Below are 16,553 nucleotides of genomic sequence, written 5' to 3'. Positions count from 1 at the left end.
TGAGGGAAGAAAGGTGAGCTGGTGAAAAAAATCGCTCTATTTATTCTTTTATTATTATTGGTTATTTTAATGGCTTATCAGTTTGGACTGGTAGATCTATTGACAGACATCACTGGACTACGGACCTATTTGGAGAGCCTTGGCTGGTGGGGATATGTGATCTTCATTTTGCTTTCTATTATCGTAGCTGTTTTTCTTTTACCAGGACAATTTTTAGCGATTGTTGGCGGTCTTGCCTATGGTGGTTTTATTGGAGGAGCTTTGACGATCGTTGGAGCTTCTCTCGGAGCTAGTATTTCTTTTATCATCGGAAAATATATCGCCAGAGCGTATATCCTAGAACGTTTCGGAAATGATCCTACCTTTAAAAAAATCGAAAAAGGTGTTAAAGAAAACGGGATTTCCTTTTTAGTTTTTACACGTTTAGTGCCAGTCTTTCCTTTTGCAATTCAAAGTTATGCTTACGCGATGACGCCGATGGGTGTAAAAAAGTTTAGCTTAATCTCTTTTTTGACTATGATGCCTGCTAGCTTTATTTATGCCTTTATGGCTTCGGAAATTGCATCCAAGGGTGTTTCCACATCATTATTGTTCGAGTTAACTATTGCAGGGATTTTTCTCGCTTTATTAGCGTATTTACCAAAAAGGGTCAGTAAGAAACTCAATCAGTTAAACTCCGAATACAAAAAAGAATAACAACTTAAAGAGCAGAGAAAAAATCTCTGCTCTTTAAGTTGCTTGTAGGTTAACTTTCTTTCGCTAAAGTTAACAATTACTCCATTGTTTTCTGTTATTAATCATTTTAAAATGATTATAAAGGGGGAACGAGTTATGGATATGAATATTGGTCCGATTATTATGGAAAAACGAAAAGAAAAAAAAGTAACGCAACAAGAATTAGCGAATTTTGTAGGGGTATCGAAAGCTTCAGTATCTAAATGGGAGACAGGACAGACCTACCCGGATATTACATTGCTGCCGCTGCTGGCGGCGTATTTTGATATAACGATTGACTCATTGTTGACCTATGAACCTCAATTGGACAATCATGACATTCAGCGAATTTATGCCATGCTTAAGGAATCATTAGAAACAAAATCGCCAGAAGATGTCTTGGCGACTATTCGCAGTTTTGTTCGTCGGTATTATTCATGCTATCCTTTTGTATTGCAAATGGGGATGTTTTTATTAAATCATGCAGATATGTTACCTGGTGAAGAAAAAATTAAAACCTACAATAAAGAAGCGCAAGAGTTGTTTATTCATGTTCGGACGCAATCAAAAAATCCAGAGTTAATTACACAGGCTCTAAAATATGAAGCTTACACTTCTTTAACATTGCAAGAGTTTGATCAAGTATTAACGATTTTAGGCGATTATCCTCCCATTCTATTTCCAATTGAAAGTCTGATTGCAGCGGCACAACAACAAAAAGGGGATGAACAGCAAGCAATTGTCACGCTCCAAAGTGCTATCTATCAATATACAACAGTTTTCTTGAGTTTTTTAACCAACTATTTACAGTTGTTGATTCATAATCCTGAAAAATTTTCTGAGACTGTATTTCGTGGGAATGAATTTGCTTCTATTTTCAATTTTACGGAGATGCACCCTGTGGCGTTAATGAATTTTCAGTTGTCGGCCGTTTTCGGTTATACACAGATGAGTGATGAAGAGGCAGCATTGCGAGAATTGACCAATTTTCTGAAGGTAATGAAGCAAACTGAGTTTCCTGTTGTTCTCCATGGTGATGCCTATTTTGATCAATTGGAAGAATGGTTTGAACAATTAGAGATTGGAAATCAGTTGCCGCGAGATTCAAAAATAATCAAAGATGGACTAATTGATCTGATAATCGATAATCCTGCATTTATAAATTTCCAAGATAAGGAACGTCTGCAGCTCATTTACACTGAATTACGAGCTATTAAGGAAAGAGGGGGAGCTGAAAATGAATAATTTTGACTTCTTTAAAGAAAATCTTCCAATTTTTTTACCATTGGTTCTTTTAGAGCTTATTTTGATGATAACGGCGGTCAGACATGTCTTAACACATCAAGGCTATCGGTTTGGCAATAAGGCTATCTGGTTATTTGTTGTTATAGTGATTCAAATTATTGGTCCAGTCATCTATTTCGTTTTTGGAAAGAGGGATGATTCATGAACATTTTAGAATTGAAAAATGTTTCAAAAAAATTTGGTTCCAAGAGTGTTATAAATAACTTGAATTTGACTGTGCCAACAGGAGACATTTTTGGATTTGTTGGTGAGAATGGTGCAGGCAAGACTACAACAATGAAAATGATTTTGGGTTTGGAAGAAAAAGACAGCGGGGAGATTCTAGTTAAGGGGAAATCGGTTGTTTTTGGTGATAATCAAACAAATCATTTAACAGGTTATCTGCCAGATGTTCCGGAATTTTATGATTATATGTCTGGACAGGAATACTTGAAGTTTTGCGGAGAAATAACTGGATTAACGAGAAGCCAATTAAAGCAAAAAGTTCCTGAGATATTATCCTTAGTTGGATTGGAATTGGATAAGCGAAGGATCAAAGGATATTCAAGAGGAATGAAGCAGCGTCTAGGTATCGCTCAGGCATTATTGAATGATCCAGAATTACTAATTTGCGATGAGCCGACGTCGGCTTTGGACCCTAGTGGACGAAACGAATTTCTTGAAATGTTGTCAACACTAAAAGGACGTACGACAATTTTATTCTCTACCCACATTTTGACTGATGTAGAACGAATTTGTGATTATGTCGGTATGTTGGATCGGGGAAAATTAGTTGTGAGTGCCCCTTTGGATGATCTGAAACAGAAATATGCTAAAGATCAAATTGAAATTGAATTTTCGCAGGCTGTAAAACTTGAGACTTTCAGCAAGAAATTGGAAGAATTAAGAGAAGAAAATATTTTAACCGCCTACTCTTTTGATTCTTCAAAAAAGGTATTTATTTTAAAGTACACCCAGAATTATGATGAAATCGCTCCATTGATTTTTAACTTGTTTGAGTCTTGTAAAATCTATCCAAAGGCAATCAAAAAAATCGCTCCATCACTAGAATCGATTTTCTTGGAGGTGATTCAATGAGAAATTTCTATTTTTTTACTAGAAAGGAATTGTTTGAAGCGTGGCGTACTTCGCGGATGATGATTCTAATCGTTATTTTTTTAATATTTGGATTAATGAATCCTTTACTAGCGAAACTGACACCAGAAATAGTAAAAATGACGATTGGGGAAACATTGGCGAAAACAATTCCTGAACCAACTTCAGTTGATTCATGGACACAGTTTTTTAAAAACCTCACACAAATGGGATTAATCGTTTTAGCGTTAATGTTTAGTGGAAGTGTTAGCAATGAAATCAGTAAAGGAACATTGGTCAATTTGGTTACTAAGGGACTTCGACGTTGGACAGTAATTGTTGGAAAGGCGACCAGTTTAATTCTACAATGGACCGTTTGTCTACTATTAACTTTTTTAGTCACGTGGGGGTACACCGTTTATTACTTTCCTGATCAAAAAAGTCCTTATCTTTTTCAAGCAGTTTTTCCCTTATGGCTCTTTGGAGTACTGTTATTAAGTTTGGTGATTTTTTCTTCCACAATTTCCCGTAATAACTATGAAGGATTATTATTGACTGGCGGTGTGATTGTTTTGTTGGTATTGATGAATTTATTTAGTAAAACGAAACACTACAATCCCATATCGCTGGTAACGCAAAATCTTAATTTCCTGCAAAAAGAAGGCGCTCTCCAATCCTATATTCCATCAATGGCTATCAGCTTGATTCTTTTTATCCTTTTTATATTATTTAGTATACTCCTCTTCAATCGTAAAAAAATATGAAGCATAACGGGTCTGGATTCTAATTCCAGGTCCTTTTTGTTACTACTAGACTAAGATAGGCAGAGAAACCAATTGTTGTATATAATTGAATAATAGAACTGAAAACGAATTCATTGACAGTAGTTTGGAAAAGAGGAATGAGTAATGAACGTGCTGATAATTGATGATGATTTTGAAATTTGTACCTTGTTAAAAAAAGTAATGGAGGAAAACGATTGGTGTTGTGAACTTGCTTATAATGGGTTTGAGGGTATAAAGAAGCTGCAAACTAAAAAGTTTGATTTAGTCTTTTTAGATCTGAATCTCCCTTATCAAAGTGGAGACTCTGTTTTGCTTAAGTTGCGAACATTTTCAGATGTTCCTGTGATTGTGATTTCTGCGAAGGAGCTGGTTACAACCAAAATTGATCTTTTAAAAATCGGGGCAGATGACTATGTTACAAAACCCTTTGATATTGATGAATTGCTTGCTAGAGGAGAAGCTGTGCTGCGTAGAAATTCTCAATTAAACAACAATATTTCAAATGAATTATGTCACAAAAATTTGAGATTAGTTCTTGATGAAAAAAGAGTTTTCATAGAGCAAAATGAGATTCAATTAACTGGTACGGAATTTCAAATTTTAGAATTATTAATTAGGCATCCAAATAAAGTTTTTTCGAAACAAAATATATTTGAAAGTGTATGGAAGGAAATCTATCAGAATGACGGACACACGATTAATGTTCATATGAGTTCCTTACGTGGAAAATTGGGGAGTCTCCATTCAGCTGCCGACTATATTGAAACCGTTTGGGGAATTGGCTATCGTTTGACAAAATCGGAATATTGATAAACTCTTGACTATTCTTATGAAGGTTTCTTGCGACCTTTTTTATAAAGTTATATTATAGCATGTCATTAGAAATGGAGGTTTTTGATAATGTGTGTAGTTGTTTTGGAAACTAAGAATTTAACGAAGAGCTTTAATGACATACAAGTTCTTAAAAACGTTTCTATTAAATTGGAGCGAGGGAAAATCTATGGTCTTATAGGCTTGAACGGAGCTGGAAAAACAACACTAATGAGAATTTTAACGGGACTGATGAAAAGTGATACGGGCAATATATCACTTTTCAATGAGTCTAAAGAGAAAATATTGAAGGAAAAGCGAAAACGAATCGGCAGCATGATTGAAAGTCCAGCTTATTATTCTGAAATGACTGCTCATGAAAATCTTAATATGGTTAGAATATCCCGCGGATTACCTAACAAAAGTTTAGTAGCTGACCTTGTTGAGGCAATCGGGTTGGAAAGTGCTGGAAGCCAGAAAGTTAAACATTTCACATTAGAGATGAAGCAACGTTTGGGTATCGCACAAGCGCTATTAGGTAATCCTGATATCTTGATTTTAGATGAACTTAATAATGGGTTAGATACACTCGGCATTGTAGAAATTAGAGAATTATTGCAAAAAATAAATCATGAAAAAAGGGTTACTATGGTACTCAGTAGTCATAACTTAGAAGAATTATTCCCGTTAGTCACGGACTATATTATTCTCCATAAGGGAGTGATCGTTAATAGTGTCAGTAAAACGACAATGCAGGAGCAGTGTAAAAGGCATATTCATTTAAAGGTAAAAGTTCCCTCTTCGGCTGTAGCTATAATTGAAAAATTTTTGCGTACCATGAATTATCAAGTACTGCCTGATAATTCAATAAAATTATATGACTATGTTGATGATTTAAATCGTGTAATTTTGTGTTTAGTACAGCAAAACATCGAGATTCAATCAGTAACTATCGGAGAAGAAAGTTTTGCAAACTATTTCATACATAGCATAAGGGAGATTGAAAATGATTAATTTGATAAAAATTGAACTGTATCGTTTAGCTAAGTTTCGTATGCTGCCTTTGCTGATAGTATTGGCCTTCTATTTTTCATATGCTGAATTGTAATATTAATCGCAACAAAGAACCCATCAAAAATTTCTAGTAAAATGAGTTTAGGATAACAAACTACTAGGAGTGATTTTGATGGGTTCACACAAAAAGCTTACACGAGATAATCGAAAATGTATAGAGACGATGATTTATGATGCCAAGAGTATTCAAGAAATAGCGGACAGAATTGGTGTTAGCCGAACAACGATTGATCGTGAGTTGAAACGAGTACCCGAAGATTTGATCTATAATGCCGACAATGCGCAATTAGATGCGGAAATGAAGCGCAGTGCCTGTGGTGCGAAGTCCAAATGGACTTCTGAATTCGCTTATCAGATTGAATGTGATCTTGAAGACAGCTGGTCCCCTGAACAAATTGCGAATGATCGTCAAATAGTTTCATTCAAAACCATTTACAATTGGCTCTATGCCGGTATTCTTAATGTGTCTAAACAGTGTCTGAGACATAAAGGCAGAAGACAAGAAAAACAAGAAGAGGCACGAGGCAAAATGACTGTAGGGCATACCATTGATGAACGCCCAGCTTCTGTGTCAACTCGAGAAGAATTTGGACATTGGGAGTTGGACACAGTTGTTTCTAGCAGAGGGGAAAGCAAAGCCTGCGAAGCAACGTTTATTGAACGGAAAACACGCTTTTATTGGGCGATCTCAATGAGGGATCGTACCGCGAAGTCAATGGCACAAGCGATTAAAGCTTTTGTGCAAGACCTAGGGAGTCACAAGGCATTTTTAAGCTTTACGGTCGACCGTGGGAAAGAGTTTTCTTGCTGGAAAGAAATTGAGAAAGATTTAGACGTACCTATGTATTTTTGTGATCCATACTCCCCATGGCAACGCGGATCTAACGAAAATGGGAATGGTTTATTTAGAGAATTCTTCCCTAAGGGAACTGATTTTTCAAAGGTACCCCCTACGGAGAAACAGGAAGCATTACGCAAGATAAATATGCGTCCTAAAAAAACATTGAACTGGAAAAATTGTTGGGAAGTCTTTCAAGAAGAAATGTTGCAATTAATTTGACAATTCAGCATATATTATTCTGGATAAGTTATTCGGCAATAGTATAGAAGGTGCGAATTTTCTATTAAGTGGACAAGCGACATTTGTTAATAGCTTTTCAGCAAATTTGACAGTTATAGGTCCGATTCTCTTGGCTGGTTTTTTTCTTGGTTCGGATTTTACACAAAGAACACTGCAACAACAAATAACTAACGGACATAGCCGTACAAGACTCGTTTTAGCTAAAGTGATTGTTTTCAGTCTCTTCTCCTCAGTGCTAATGATGATAACCCCCATTACGACTACGGCAACCGTGACGATCATCAAAGGCTGGGGGGCTGATTTTACTAGTGAAACAGCAATACACCTGTTGAGAGTGTTCTGTTTAACCAGCTTATTGAGCGTTTCAGCAGTCAGTGTCTATCTTTTGATTTCTTTTATTTGCAGAGATATTTTTAAAACACTTTTTTTTTCAGGGTTGTTCACCCTTGTGTTTTTTGAACTAGGTGGAATACTTACAAAAAATGCCCCCTTTTTTTCAGCAATTTATGATTTCTTTCCGTTGAATCAAATGACGATAGCCGCTCAAATGCACGTACCTATCAAGGATATAATTAGAGTGATACTTTCATCGGTTATCACCTGGATAACGGTCGTAGGATTTACGATTTACATTTTTGAGAAGGAAGATCTGAATTAATCTAGAGAAGGGGCAGATAATATGAAAAGTGTCATAATTGCTCTAATGATCCTCGTTTTACTATTAGTCCTTCAAATTTTCTTTTTGCATCGAGAAATACTGAAACTAAATGGCCGACTAAAACGATTGGATCTAGACAGTAATCAACTTTTGGAGATTAACTTATTTGATCGCGCAATGAATATCTTAACTGATACATTGAATCAACAGATTATGGAGCAAAGGGCCTATAGAATTTCGATTACTACTCGTGAATACGAACTCAAAGAAGCAATTTTGAATATTTCTCATGATTTAAGAACACCGTTAACTGCTATCATCGGCTATCTTCAGTTGATGAAACGAGAGCAGGTCTCAAAAGAGCAGGCAGAATACATTCAAATCTTGTTAGAAAAGTCTTTGGCAATGAAAAATCTGACCCAAAGTTTTTTTGAGTTATCCTATTTTGACTCTCAGACCATCGAAGCAGAATTAGTAAGAGTTGATTTAAGTAATTTATTAATTGAAGAACTTTTGAACGAAACAGTGAATTTTGAATCCCGTTTCATCGAACCTCTGTTAACTGTTCAAGAGGAATGCTTCGTTTACTCTGACGAAAAACTGTTAACTCGGATTTTGCAGAATTTAGTAATGAATGTTTTACAACACGGATGTGAAGAAATGCTTGTCCAATTGGAAAAAAAAGAAAAGACTGTTCTGATTATTTCCAATAAATATAAGGGTAGGATTGTGGTTGATACACAAAAAATTTTTCAACGTTATTATGTATCGGATGATGGTAAAACAAATAGAGGAAATGGACTGGGCTTGGCGATTGTTGAATTGTTATGTCATAAACTTGATATAGTGGTTACTGCCACAGCTGATTCAGATAATTTTACTATTCGACTAGAGATTCCAACAGCAGATTAATTAGAATATTCAAACAATAGAGCCAATTTTTTGGCTTTTTTTCTGCTCTTGATAGTTTTTTGATGAATCCTTGATTAATGTTTGATACGTACTAATTAGAATGAAGTATAGATAAACATTAATAATAGGAGGATTAGTATGAAGAAGAAAATCAAGAAAATTGTATCACTCACTTTAACGATTGTCATTTCTGGAACTTCATTAATGTTGATTTACATTCTGTGGGTCCAACCAGTTGATAGTAGAATGCCTAATCATTCAATTGGTATCGCTCGTAAAACAGAGGCCAATCCCAAAAAAATAAGCAAAGCAAAAAAAATGCCTAAACTCAATAGTAATTACTCAAATTTTAGCCAAGTTAACCTCCGTTCAAAAGATTTGTCTCACTTGAACTTAACTGACAATTTAAATGAAATACAACGTGCTGTATACAGCTCATCAACAAAATGGCCGCGATTATTGCCTAAAGGTTTTGACCCTAATAAATCTATGGAATTAGGAAAAGATCCAGGTTTGCACGTACGAGATTTGCATAGGAAGGGGATTACTGGAAAGGGGGTCTCAATTGGAATAATTGATCAGACGTTATACACCCAGCATAAGGAATACAAGAAACAATTAAAACATTATGAAGAAATTCATGCATTATCAAGAATTCCCGAAATGCATGGAGCTGCAGTAGCATCATTAGCCGTTGGAAAAAATATAGGCGTTGCTCCGGATTCAAATCTCTTTTACATCGGATCATCCTTAACAGATAGCTTGATAGCTATGTTAAAAATGAAAAAACAAGATTCCAAAGGGATTACGTCTTCAAAAGGAATTACTTACAAGTATTACGCTGAATCAATTGAACGATTTCTTGAAATAAACAAATTCTTACCAGAAAAAGAAAAAATTCGAGCTATTTCTATTTCTCGAGGATTCAATAAAAAAGATGACGATTATGACTTATTTAAACAAGCTTTGGATAAGGCTAATGCTCAGGGGATATTAGTAGTAACGGCTACGTTAGAGCATGATTATGGAATTGGGATCGCTGGATTGGGAAAGGAAATGATGAGCGACCCTAATAGTAGGGCTTCTTATTCAGTGGGCTCTTGGCTGAAGGAAAATGCCGCCGACTATCAAGATTGTCTCTTTTTACCAATGGATTGTCGGACGTATGCGGGTATCACTGGAGAGGACTCTTACGTGAATGATACAAGTGGAGGTTTAAGCTGGGTGGTACCCTATTTGGCTGGGTTGTATGCTCTTAGCTATCAAGTGAACGTCTCAATAACACCTGAAAAGTTTATAGAGATGGCAGTTAGAACCTCTGATTCTCAAATAGTTGAAAACGAAGGACAATCATTTAAAATCAAACATCTAATAAATCCTGTTCGATTGATTGAAGAAATTCAAAATGATTAGTAGTATCTCACAACTTGTCGGAAAATTTCCAGTTATAAACAACTGGCATGAATTTACTAATAGGCATCATCACTAATTCTCTTGATGAAGGCAATAAAAAAACATCGATGAGCTATCGATGTCATGGGAAACTAGATAAATAAGTAAACAACAGAATAGATGTAATAGGCCAATAACAACAATGCAATCAAACAGGATGCTTTTGATAAAAAGCCGCCACTGCGGGTTGGTTTTGCCGATCGGCGAGACTGTCTGCGTGTCATTTCGCCTTGTTCAATCGGGATATCTTCAACTTTTGGAGAACGTAAAAGGACAACTGCCAAAAGATCGATAAAAAGTAATCCTTGCAAAACAATGCTAACGATAAAAGTAATTTGATCTCCTCTAATCATTCTGAATAAGAATAAAACAATCATCAGAAGATCAAAAAGTAGTGTCAATAAAAGCGCCATAATAAAGCTCCTTTGAATAAGTTAGAATAGACAGCCTTTATTATAGCATACAACTAATAAAAAAAATTACGAATTATTTATGAAGAATATAGATAGAACAATCATTTTCTTCGTTTCCAGAGTGAGTATACTATCCAGTAGAGCATGAAAGTTATCAGAGAGATCAGCATAAGTAGAGCCAAAGTCCAAGCTCCTTCCACTGGTTGGTAATGATGATAGTTCATCAGCAAGTAAATGCATAAGAAGGTAGGGATTAAAGAAAAATAAAAATGGATCAACACGTGATCCCTTTTGAATAAAGAGAAGTATGTGATCGTCATAAAAAGAAAAATTAGATAGATTACCCCTGAAACTGCATCACCAATATCCATGATATCCCTCCTCGTAGGACATTATATCAGAATGAGAAGATTCGTTAAATAACAATAAAATGAGAATTTATCAATTTTGTTAATGAAAAAATGCCTTTTTACTCCCAAACATCTATTACCTATAAGTAAGTGAACGGTTTTGCTGACTCAAACTTTCTTTATTTTAAAAAAATCAGAAATTATTGAGAAACACGCGTTATTTCGGCATTCTTTATACTCATGAACAAATAAAAAAATTTTACTTTGTGATTAATTTTTGTTACTTTATAAAGAGAGGTAAGAAAAAGAGTATTAAATGTAACCATTATTTAATGGTTGTTAGAGGGGGATGACATGGATTATAAAAAACTGCTATGCAGCGTGATGTTATTAGGAAGTTTAGGGAGTTCTACACTAGTTGCCTATGGTGAGGAAACAACGGGGTCTTCGGGAACACAGGCGAACTCAGCTATTGTTGAGTCATCAAGTTCTTCAGATAATTCGGCCAGAACGCAAAGTACATTAAGTCAAGAAACATCAGGATCTGTTGAAGAGTCTGCAACTGCTCAAACTTCTGATGAGCAAGTCGAGGAAAGCGTTGATGATCAAGAGAGTGTGGTAATTGATGAAGAGGAATATGATGCGCAAGGAAATCTGCTATTCCACCATCCAATCCCATTTGAAGATTTTACGATTGAACCACCTGCTTTTAGAGCTGCAAGGTCAAGTGTGAGCACTCAACAGGCATTCATCAATCAAGTGGCACCATCTGCAAAAACTTTAGCGAGTGCAAATGATTTGTACGCCTCGGTAATGATTGCACAAGCTATTGTTGAGAGCGGCTGGGGCGGCAGCACTCTTTCAAAAGCGCCAAATTACAATTTATTTGGTATTAAGGGTGATTACAATGGCCAATCTGTGACGATGCCAACACAAGAGTATGTAAATGGGAAATACGTAACTGTCAATGCCAAGTTTAGAAAATATCCATCATATAAAGAATCTTTAGGGGACAATGTAACAGTTCTTAAAAAGACTTCATTTACATCGGGAGTGTATTTCTATTCTGGAGCTTGGAAGAGCAATACAAAATCGTATAAAGACGCGACGGCCTATTTAACTGGAAGATATGCAACAGCTCCAAACTATGCAACAACGCTGAATAGTGTGATTGAGACATATAATTTAACACAATATGATACTGGCGGTTCAAATGTAGTCCAAACAAACGCGATGCATCGTTTATATAATCCAAATAGTGGCGAGCATTTCTATACAGCTAGCTCTGCTGAACGTGATAATGTAAAAAAAGCTGGTTGGCGTTATGAAGGTATTGGGTGGCAGGCACCCAAAAGCGGTTCACCAGTGTATCGTCTATACAATCCAAATGCAGGAGACCACCATTACACTCTGAATGTAGCTGAAAAGAACAACTTAGTAAAAGTTGGTTGGCGCTACGAAGGAATTAGCTGGTACTCTGGAGGAAGCAAACCACTTTATCGGTTGTATAATCCAAATGTTAAAGCTGGTTCCCATCATTATACGTTGCTTCAAAGCGAAAGGGACAATTTAATTAAAAAAGGTTGGCGCAACGAAGGAATTGGTTGGTACGGACAATAATAAAAAACGCTCGATGAAATTTTTCATCGAGCGTTTTTTTAGCCTACATCAGAGATATCTGAAATAACAAAGAAACTATGCAGACTGTCCATTGAGCATTCATATTTCTTTCCTATTTCAGTTAAAATCTGTTGATCAGATTCTAAAATGGCTTCGTTCCCATCATACAAAGTGTCCGTTGGAAGATGGATTTCGAAAGGTTTTTTATCCTCTAAAACCAAAGGCTTTTTGAAGAAATATCCAGCGATCTTTTTCATGAGAATTACTCCTTTTCCTATTATTTTGTTATATATTACCTCAATACTGCAAGTAAAACCAGAAATAAGCTCTATAACACGTGTAATTTAAAACAACCGTAAGAGAGCGATTCCAAGAACCCCTGTTAAGACGATTTTCATTAGGTCATTGGTACGAATACCGACGATCAATGCCGGGATACAGGCAAAAAATTCTGGAAAACGCAATGACGGGTATTGTCCTGTTTGAAAATTTAAGAGGCTTTGTACTAGTAGAGCTGTTAAGATCGTCATGGGTAAGTAACTTAAAAATTTTTCGAAAGTTGGCGGCAACGTTAGAGCTTTTGTTAAAACAAAAGGCAGTACTCTAGGAATCCATGTTACTAATGCGCAGCCAAAAAGAGTCAATAAATAGTAGTAGTTACTCATCTTTGCATAACACCCCCGTTAAACATCCTAGTAAAGTTGCCAAAATGACTGAAAGTTCTGCGGAAATAAAACGCATGAAGACGAATAGACTGATTATCGTCACTGCCAAAATTTTGCTTGTTTTTTTCCGTTGTTTTTTTAGAGGTAACTGTACTTGAAAGAGAAATAAGCCGAGAAACATGGCAGTCAGAGCAAAATCAAAACCAAATATCGTTGGATCAGGAATAAAATTCCCTAATAAAGCACCAATAACAGTTGAAAGAATCCACACAAGATAAGCAGTTATATTTAAACCATGCATCCAATTACTGGTTACTTTCTTCTCTTGGGCAAGGGTGGACATTAGAACACCATAGGATTCGTCAGTTAGTAATGTCCCTATAGCAATGCCATTTAATAAAGAATCCTCTTTAAAATAATGGGCTACAGAAAGACTCATTAGTAAATGACGTAAATTCACAAGGAAAACAGTAAATATAATTGATAAAATCGGTGCGCTCAAAAGCAACAATCCGCATAAAATAAATTGAGCACTCCCTGCATAAACGAGTGTCGACATTAGAAATATTTGCCAAATAGCAAGATGGGCAGATTTTCCCACGATCCCCATAGCAATTCCAATTCCAAGATATCCCATAATTGTAGGGAGACAGGCTTTGACTCCATCAATAAAAGTTGAAGTATGTGTTAAACGATTATCCATATATCCACCCTCTCATTTTGTTCTAATCATATTAGACTAAAACTAATAAAAAAACAAGAGTGTAAGGAGTACAAAAAGGAACAACAATTCTAAAAGCTACTGAATACCAGTTGGTGGAAAGCTGTTGTACAATTTATTTTATCATAAGAATATTTTCTGAAATACTAAAAAAATTATTTTTATTAGGTAAATAACTAGAAATTTCTTTATGTAATGAAAATTGCCTATGATTTTATTGACAGAAGTAGTTAAGGTATAATAGACGTAAGGGAGGCGTTTTCTATGAAAGAAAGTTATAAGAAAATACTTGTTGCGGTAGATGGTTCACCATCATCAACAGACGCATTCAATGAAGCTCTAAATGTGGCTGAACGAAACGAAGCAAAACTTTTTATTCTTACTGTGGTTGATTACAAATTTTCGATCGGTGATCCAGCATTTATCAATGACGCGCTGAAATTTCATCTGAACAATGCGGAAATCGAACTGGAACAGTTGATTGCTCATTCAAATGTTAGTCAATTTGACTATGAAACAAAAATTGAATCTGGAAATCCCAAACGCAAGATTATTGATTACGCATTAGAGAACCAGGTTGATCTTATTATGCTCGGAGCCACTGGAAGGGGAACTGTAGAGCAGGCACTAATTGGATCGACAACAGCATATGTAGTGAATCACGCAAATTGCAATGTCATGGTTGTAAAATCCTAAAAATGTCTAATAAAAAACTTTTGCTTCGATTTAGAGCAAAAGTTTTTTTGCGTTTTTTAAGAGTGATCGAATAGAGAGGACAATCTTCTAAAAGCAGTAAATAATGGATTTTAGATAAAAAAAACAATCTACCCTTGAGGAAAGACTGTCGTATAAATTTTTTATAATTGGGATAGTAGGGCTCGAACCTACACTTACCTGATTCAGAGTCAGGCGCCTTACCAGTTTGGCCATATCCCATTAAGAACAGAAAGAATTATAACGCTAGTTTTTCTATTCTTCAACTAAATTGCCTCAGCTATTTTTTACCCGCTTGTTTTAGAGCAGCTAGAACTAGATTGCCATCTGCAAATCCTAGGTTGATAGTAACAATTTCCATATCAAAAGATAGCGTAAGACGAATACCATTCAATTTCTTTTTACCGTAAATTTCTTTACATTGGTAAAGATTATACTTATAGGATTTTTGTTTGCTTAACGCATAAAGAGTATTTCCAGAGATTCCATAGGCGGTCAACCCCTCTTGCTTTTTCACACTTTCATACTTATGAAAGCCTATAAAAGAAAAAGAAAAGTTCGTTTTAGGAAAAGCCTGTAAAAAGCTATCGAATAAACGAATTCCTTTCGTCTCTTTTGTATTGTAATGAATGCCATATTTCTCAGTAAATTGGTAAAGTTCACTTGCTGTGTTCATAATAACCTCGCTCTTCTTAATATACTCAGTATAAATGTTTCTTATAATAGAAACAATTTTTTATTGATTGAAACGGCGAGTATTGATAAATTCTGAAACAGCCATAGTGATCAGTAGAAAACCAAAAATCTGAAAGAGAATCATTAAACTACTGAAGGGATTAAACAAAAGAAAAAAACCAGCAATGATCATCAAGGCACTGTAGACAATTTGTCCAGTTACTGGGAAACCATTTCTTTTTGCATTCCAGCTTTGCATAAACTGCCCAATTGCAAATATCAGAATAATGAACCCTAAAAACATAGGTAAAATGCTGATAATTCCTTTAGAGAACCAAAGAATAACAAATGCAACTATGACTCGCATGATTCCGCTAGTAGCCTCAAATCCAACATTACCAGTATATTTTTTTGTTCTCAAGCCGCGAATGATCTGCATAATCCCAAAAACTAACAAATAGAAGAAGATAATGTAGACAATCCCTTTAAAAACACTTCGCGGTGAAAATAAGATAGCAATTCCAAGAATCAGATAGCAGGCACTTCGCAAATAGCCATATCTTTTGATTGAATCAATAAAATTTGTCATAAAATATCACTCCCTCTGAATAATTTTACCCGATTTGTCCTTTTTTTGCGAATGAAGTGAAAAATTCGATTGTAAACCATTCCATACTTAGGTATAATTGCGAATAACATTGATCCAAAAGCTAGACGAACAAATGAATGTCGATACTGGAGGGCTTACATATGAATGAAGAAGAAATTGAACTAGGAAGAAATTATCGTTGCCATCCGATTGGTTTCGAAGAATCCGTAGAAGGCGAAGTAATTTCAAAGATGACGAATTGTGCGGTTGTTCGAATCAATCAATGTGAAGAGGTTGATCAAGAGCAACGGGATGACAAATCTAACATGGTCGTGGTAAAATATTCTAATTTCATTCCAAGTTAGAAGGCGGTTCTTTTGAATATATTCACACTGTTATTGGGAGTTTTTACAATTGTTTTGTATGTGTTTTTACTAATAGCACGAAAAGACATTGTCATTCCTGTTTTTAAACGACGTAAACAATACCCATTTTATCTTTTTTTAACATTCCTGATTTTATGGATTGGATTTACTAGTTGGCAAGATTTGAACGGACGCGTGCAGACAATTTTGGCTGCACTTGTGATGTTGAGCTTTCTATTAGATAAAAAGGGTTTTACGGAGGATAGTTTAATTCTTTTTAGTCTAGATAACCGAGGAATTCCAATGGATGAGATCGAGCGAGTGGTCCTATTTCAAGTGGAAAACGGCTTGATCAAGCTGAACTATTTTCGTAAAGAACGTCGAGGACCAATCTTGACTTTTGATTATTCATTGACAGAATTTGTCGTTTTTCTATCAACTCACCTTAATGAAGGTACTACTTTAGAAATATTAACCAAAGATGATCAAGATAAAGATGGTAAATAGGTGGCGGAGACGTCATCTATTTTTTATTGGATTTCATCGAAGGTGGCTTAATTCGAATCGTAGAGTGAA

Annotated in this window: 22 protein-coding genes and 1 tRNA gene; 15 read left to right on the top strand and 8 right to left on the bottom strand. The window is 35.5% G+C overall.

The features are described from left to right. Positions 1 to 21: 21 nt before the first annotated feature. The 11 genes from IGI38_RS06315 (at position 22) to IGI38_RS06265 (ending at position 9,826) form a co-directional block, all read left to right on the top strand. A complete protein-coding gene (locus IGI38_RS06315) occupies positions 22 to 696 on the top strand; it encodes a TVP38/TMEM64 family protein (RefSeq protein ID WP_438727968.1) in 675 nt (224 codons plus the stop codon). Positions 697 to 831: 135 nt separating this feature from the next. Next, the gene (locus IGI38_RS06310; protein WP_438727966.1) at positions 832 to 1,959 is read left to right on the top strand and encodes a helix-turn-helix domain-containing protein; all 1,128 of its coding nucleotides are present in this window, start codon (positions 832 to 834) and stop codon (positions 1,957 to 1,959) included. Next, positions 1,952 to 2,164 (top strand): PLDc N-terminal domain-containing protein, encoded by a 213-nt coding sequence (locus IGI38_RS06305; RefSeq protein WP_438727964.1) that lies wholly within the window; start codon positions 1,952 to 1,954, stop codon positions 2,162 to 2,164. The genes IGI38_RS06310 and IGI38_RS06305 overlap by 8 nt, the downstream gene beginning before the upstream one ends. Then, entirely contained in the window at positions 2,161 to 3,096 is a 936-nt protein-coding gene (locus IGI38_RS06300; protein ID WP_438727962.1) for an ATP-binding cassette domain-containing protein, read from the top strand. The genes IGI38_RS06305 and IGI38_RS06300 overlap by 4 nt, the downstream gene beginning before the upstream one ends. After that, entirely contained in the window at positions 3,093 to 3,857 is a 765-nt protein-coding gene (locus IGI38_RS06295; RefSeq protein WP_438727960.1) for an ABC transporter permease, read from the top strand. The genes IGI38_RS06300 and IGI38_RS06295 overlap by 4 nt, the downstream gene beginning before the upstream one ends. A 144-nt stretch (positions 3,858 to 4,001) precedes the next feature. Next, entirely contained in the window at positions 4,002 to 4,688 is a 687-nt protein-coding gene (locus tag IGI38_RS06290; protein WP_438727958.1) for a response regulator transcription factor, read from the top strand. Between the two features lie 90 nt (positions 4,689 to 4,778). Then, positions 4,779 to 5,702, top strand: a complete 924-nt coding sequence (locus IGI38_RS06285) for an ABC transporter ATP-binding protein (RefSeq protein ID WP_438727956.1) — start codon at positions 4,779 to 4,781, stop codon at positions 5,700 to 5,702. A gap of 172 nt (positions 5,703 to 5,874) precedes the next feature. Next, positions 5,875 to 6,822, top strand: a complete 948-nt coding sequence (locus IGI38_RS06280; protein ID WP_438725454.1) for an IS30 family transposase — start codon at positions 5,875 to 5,877, stop codon at positions 6,820 to 6,822. A 13-nt stretch (positions 6,823 to 6,835) separates the two neighbouring features. Beyond that, a complete protein-coding gene (locus IGI38_RS06275) occupies positions 6,836 to 7,501 on the top strand; it encodes an ABC transporter permease (protein ID WP_438730334.1) in 666 nt (221 codons plus the stop codon). Between the two features lie 21 nt (positions 7,502 to 7,522). Beyond that, positions 7,523 to 8,413 carry a sensor histidine kinase gene (locus IGI38_RS06270; protein WP_438727954.1) on the top strand — a complete coding sequence of 297 codons (891 nt, stop codon included), beginning with the start codon at positions 7,523 to 7,525 and terminating at the stop codon, positions 8,411 to 8,413. A gap of 138 nt (positions 8,414 to 8,551) precedes the next feature. Next, complete coding sequence (locus IGI38_RS06265; RefSeq protein WP_438727952.1) at positions 8,552 to 9,826, top strand: S8 family serine peptidase; 1,275 nt, start codon at positions 8,552 to 8,554, stop codon at positions 9,824 to 9,826. A gap of 131 nt (positions 9,827 to 9,957) precedes the next feature. On the opposite strand, the gene IGI38_RS06260 is transcribed toward IGI38_RS06265, so the two are convergent. After that, the gene (locus tag IGI38_RS06260; protein WP_438727950.1) at positions 9,958 to 10,278 is read right to left on the bottom strand and encodes a hypothetical protein; all 321 of its coding nucleotides are present in this window, start codon (positions 10,276 to 10,278) and stop codon (positions 9,958 to 9,960) included. A 101-nt stretch (positions 10,279 to 10,379) separates the two neighbouring features. Further along, entirely contained in the window at positions 10,380 to 10,649 is a 270-nt protein-coding gene (locus tag IGI38_RS06255) for a hypothetical protein (protein WP_438727948.1), read from the bottom strand. A 333-nt stretch (positions 10,650 to 10,982) separates the two neighbouring features. Here IGI38_RS06255 and IGI38_RS06250 point away from each other — a divergent pair, with 333 nt between their 5' ends. Next, on the top strand, positions 10,983 to 12,248 hold the full coding sequence (locus IGI38_RS06250; protein WP_438727946.1) for a glycoside hydrolase family 73 protein: 1,266 nt from the start codon (positions 10,983 to 10,985) through the stop codon (positions 12,246 to 12,248). A 38-nt stretch (positions 12,249 to 12,286) separates the two neighbouring features. On the opposite strand, the gene IGI38_RS06245 is transcribed toward IGI38_RS06250, so the two are convergent. From IGI38_RS06245 to IGI38_RS06235, 3 genes are all read right to left on the bottom strand, one after another. After that, the gene (locus IGI38_RS06245; protein WP_438727944.1) at positions 12,287 to 12,505 is read right to left on the bottom strand and encodes a hypothetical protein; all 219 of its coding nucleotides are present in this window, start codon (positions 12,503 to 12,505) and stop codon (positions 12,287 to 12,289) included. 87 nt (positions 12,506 to 12,592) lie between these two features. Then, entirely contained in the window at positions 12,593 to 12,913 is a 321-nt protein-coding gene (locus IGI38_RS06240) for an AzlD domain-containing protein (protein ID WP_438727942.1), read from the bottom strand. Continuing rightward, on the bottom strand, positions 12,906 to 13,616 hold the full coding sequence (locus IGI38_RS06235) for an AzlC family ABC transporter permease (RefSeq protein ID WP_438727940.1): 711 nt from the start codon (positions 13,614 to 13,616) through the stop codon (positions 12,906 to 12,908). Before IGI38_RS06235 ends, IGI38_RS06240 begins: the two co-directional genes overlap by 8 nt. Positions 13,617 to 13,898: 282 nt before the next feature. Here IGI38_RS06235 and IGI38_RS06230 point away from each other — a divergent pair, with 282 nt between their 5' ends. Next, the gene (locus IGI38_RS06230; protein WP_438727938.1) at positions 13,899 to 14,330 is read left to right on the top strand and encodes a universal stress protein; all 432 of its coding nucleotides are present in this window, start codon (positions 13,899 to 13,901) and stop codon (positions 14,328 to 14,330) included. Between the two features lie 167 nt (positions 14,331 to 14,497). Here IGI38_RS06230 and IGI38_RS06225 read toward each other — a convergent pair. From IGI38_RS06225 to IGI38_RS06215, 3 genes are all read right to left on the bottom strand, one after another. Then, a tRNA-Gln gene (locus IGI38_RS06225) sits at positions 14,498 to 14,570 on the bottom strand. Between the two features lie 58 nt (positions 14,571 to 14,628). Beyond that, positions 14,629 to 15,024 (bottom strand): hypothetical protein, encoded by a 396-nt coding sequence (locus tag IGI38_RS06220; protein WP_438727936.1) that lies wholly within the window; start codon positions 15,022 to 15,024, stop codon positions 14,629 to 14,631. A gap of 60 nt (positions 15,025 to 15,084) precedes the next feature. After that, positions 15,085 to 15,612 (bottom strand): HdeD family acid-resistance protein, encoded by a 528-nt coding sequence (locus IGI38_RS06215; protein WP_438727934.1) that lies wholly within the window; start codon positions 15,610 to 15,612, stop codon positions 15,085 to 15,087. 161 nt (positions 15,613 to 15,773) lie between these two features. Between IGI38_RS06215 and IGI38_RS06210 the strand changes: the two genes are divergently transcribed. Both IGI38_RS06210 and IGI38_RS06205 read left to right on the top strand, forming a co-directional pair. Then, on the top strand, positions 15,774 to 15,977 hold the full coding sequence (locus tag IGI38_RS06210) for a hypothetical protein (protein WP_304569797.1): 204 nt from the start codon (positions 15,774 to 15,776) through the stop codon (positions 15,975 to 15,977). Between the two features lie 12 nt (positions 15,978 to 15,989). Continuing rightward, positions 15,990 to 16,484, top strand: a complete 495-nt coding sequence (locus IGI38_RS06205; protein ID WP_438727931.1) for a hypothetical protein — start codon at positions 15,990 to 15,992, stop codon at positions 16,482 to 16,484. The last annotated feature ends 69 nt before the right edge of the window (positions 16,485 to 16,553 follow it).

Origin of the sequence: Enterococcus sp. AZ128 (assembly GCF_051714485.1) — a bacterium.
Classification (GTDB): domain Bacteria; phylum Bacillota; class Bacilli; order Lactobacillales; family Enterococcaceae; genus Enterococcus_A.
This window is presented reverse-complemented; position numbering and strand designations above follow the sequence as displayed.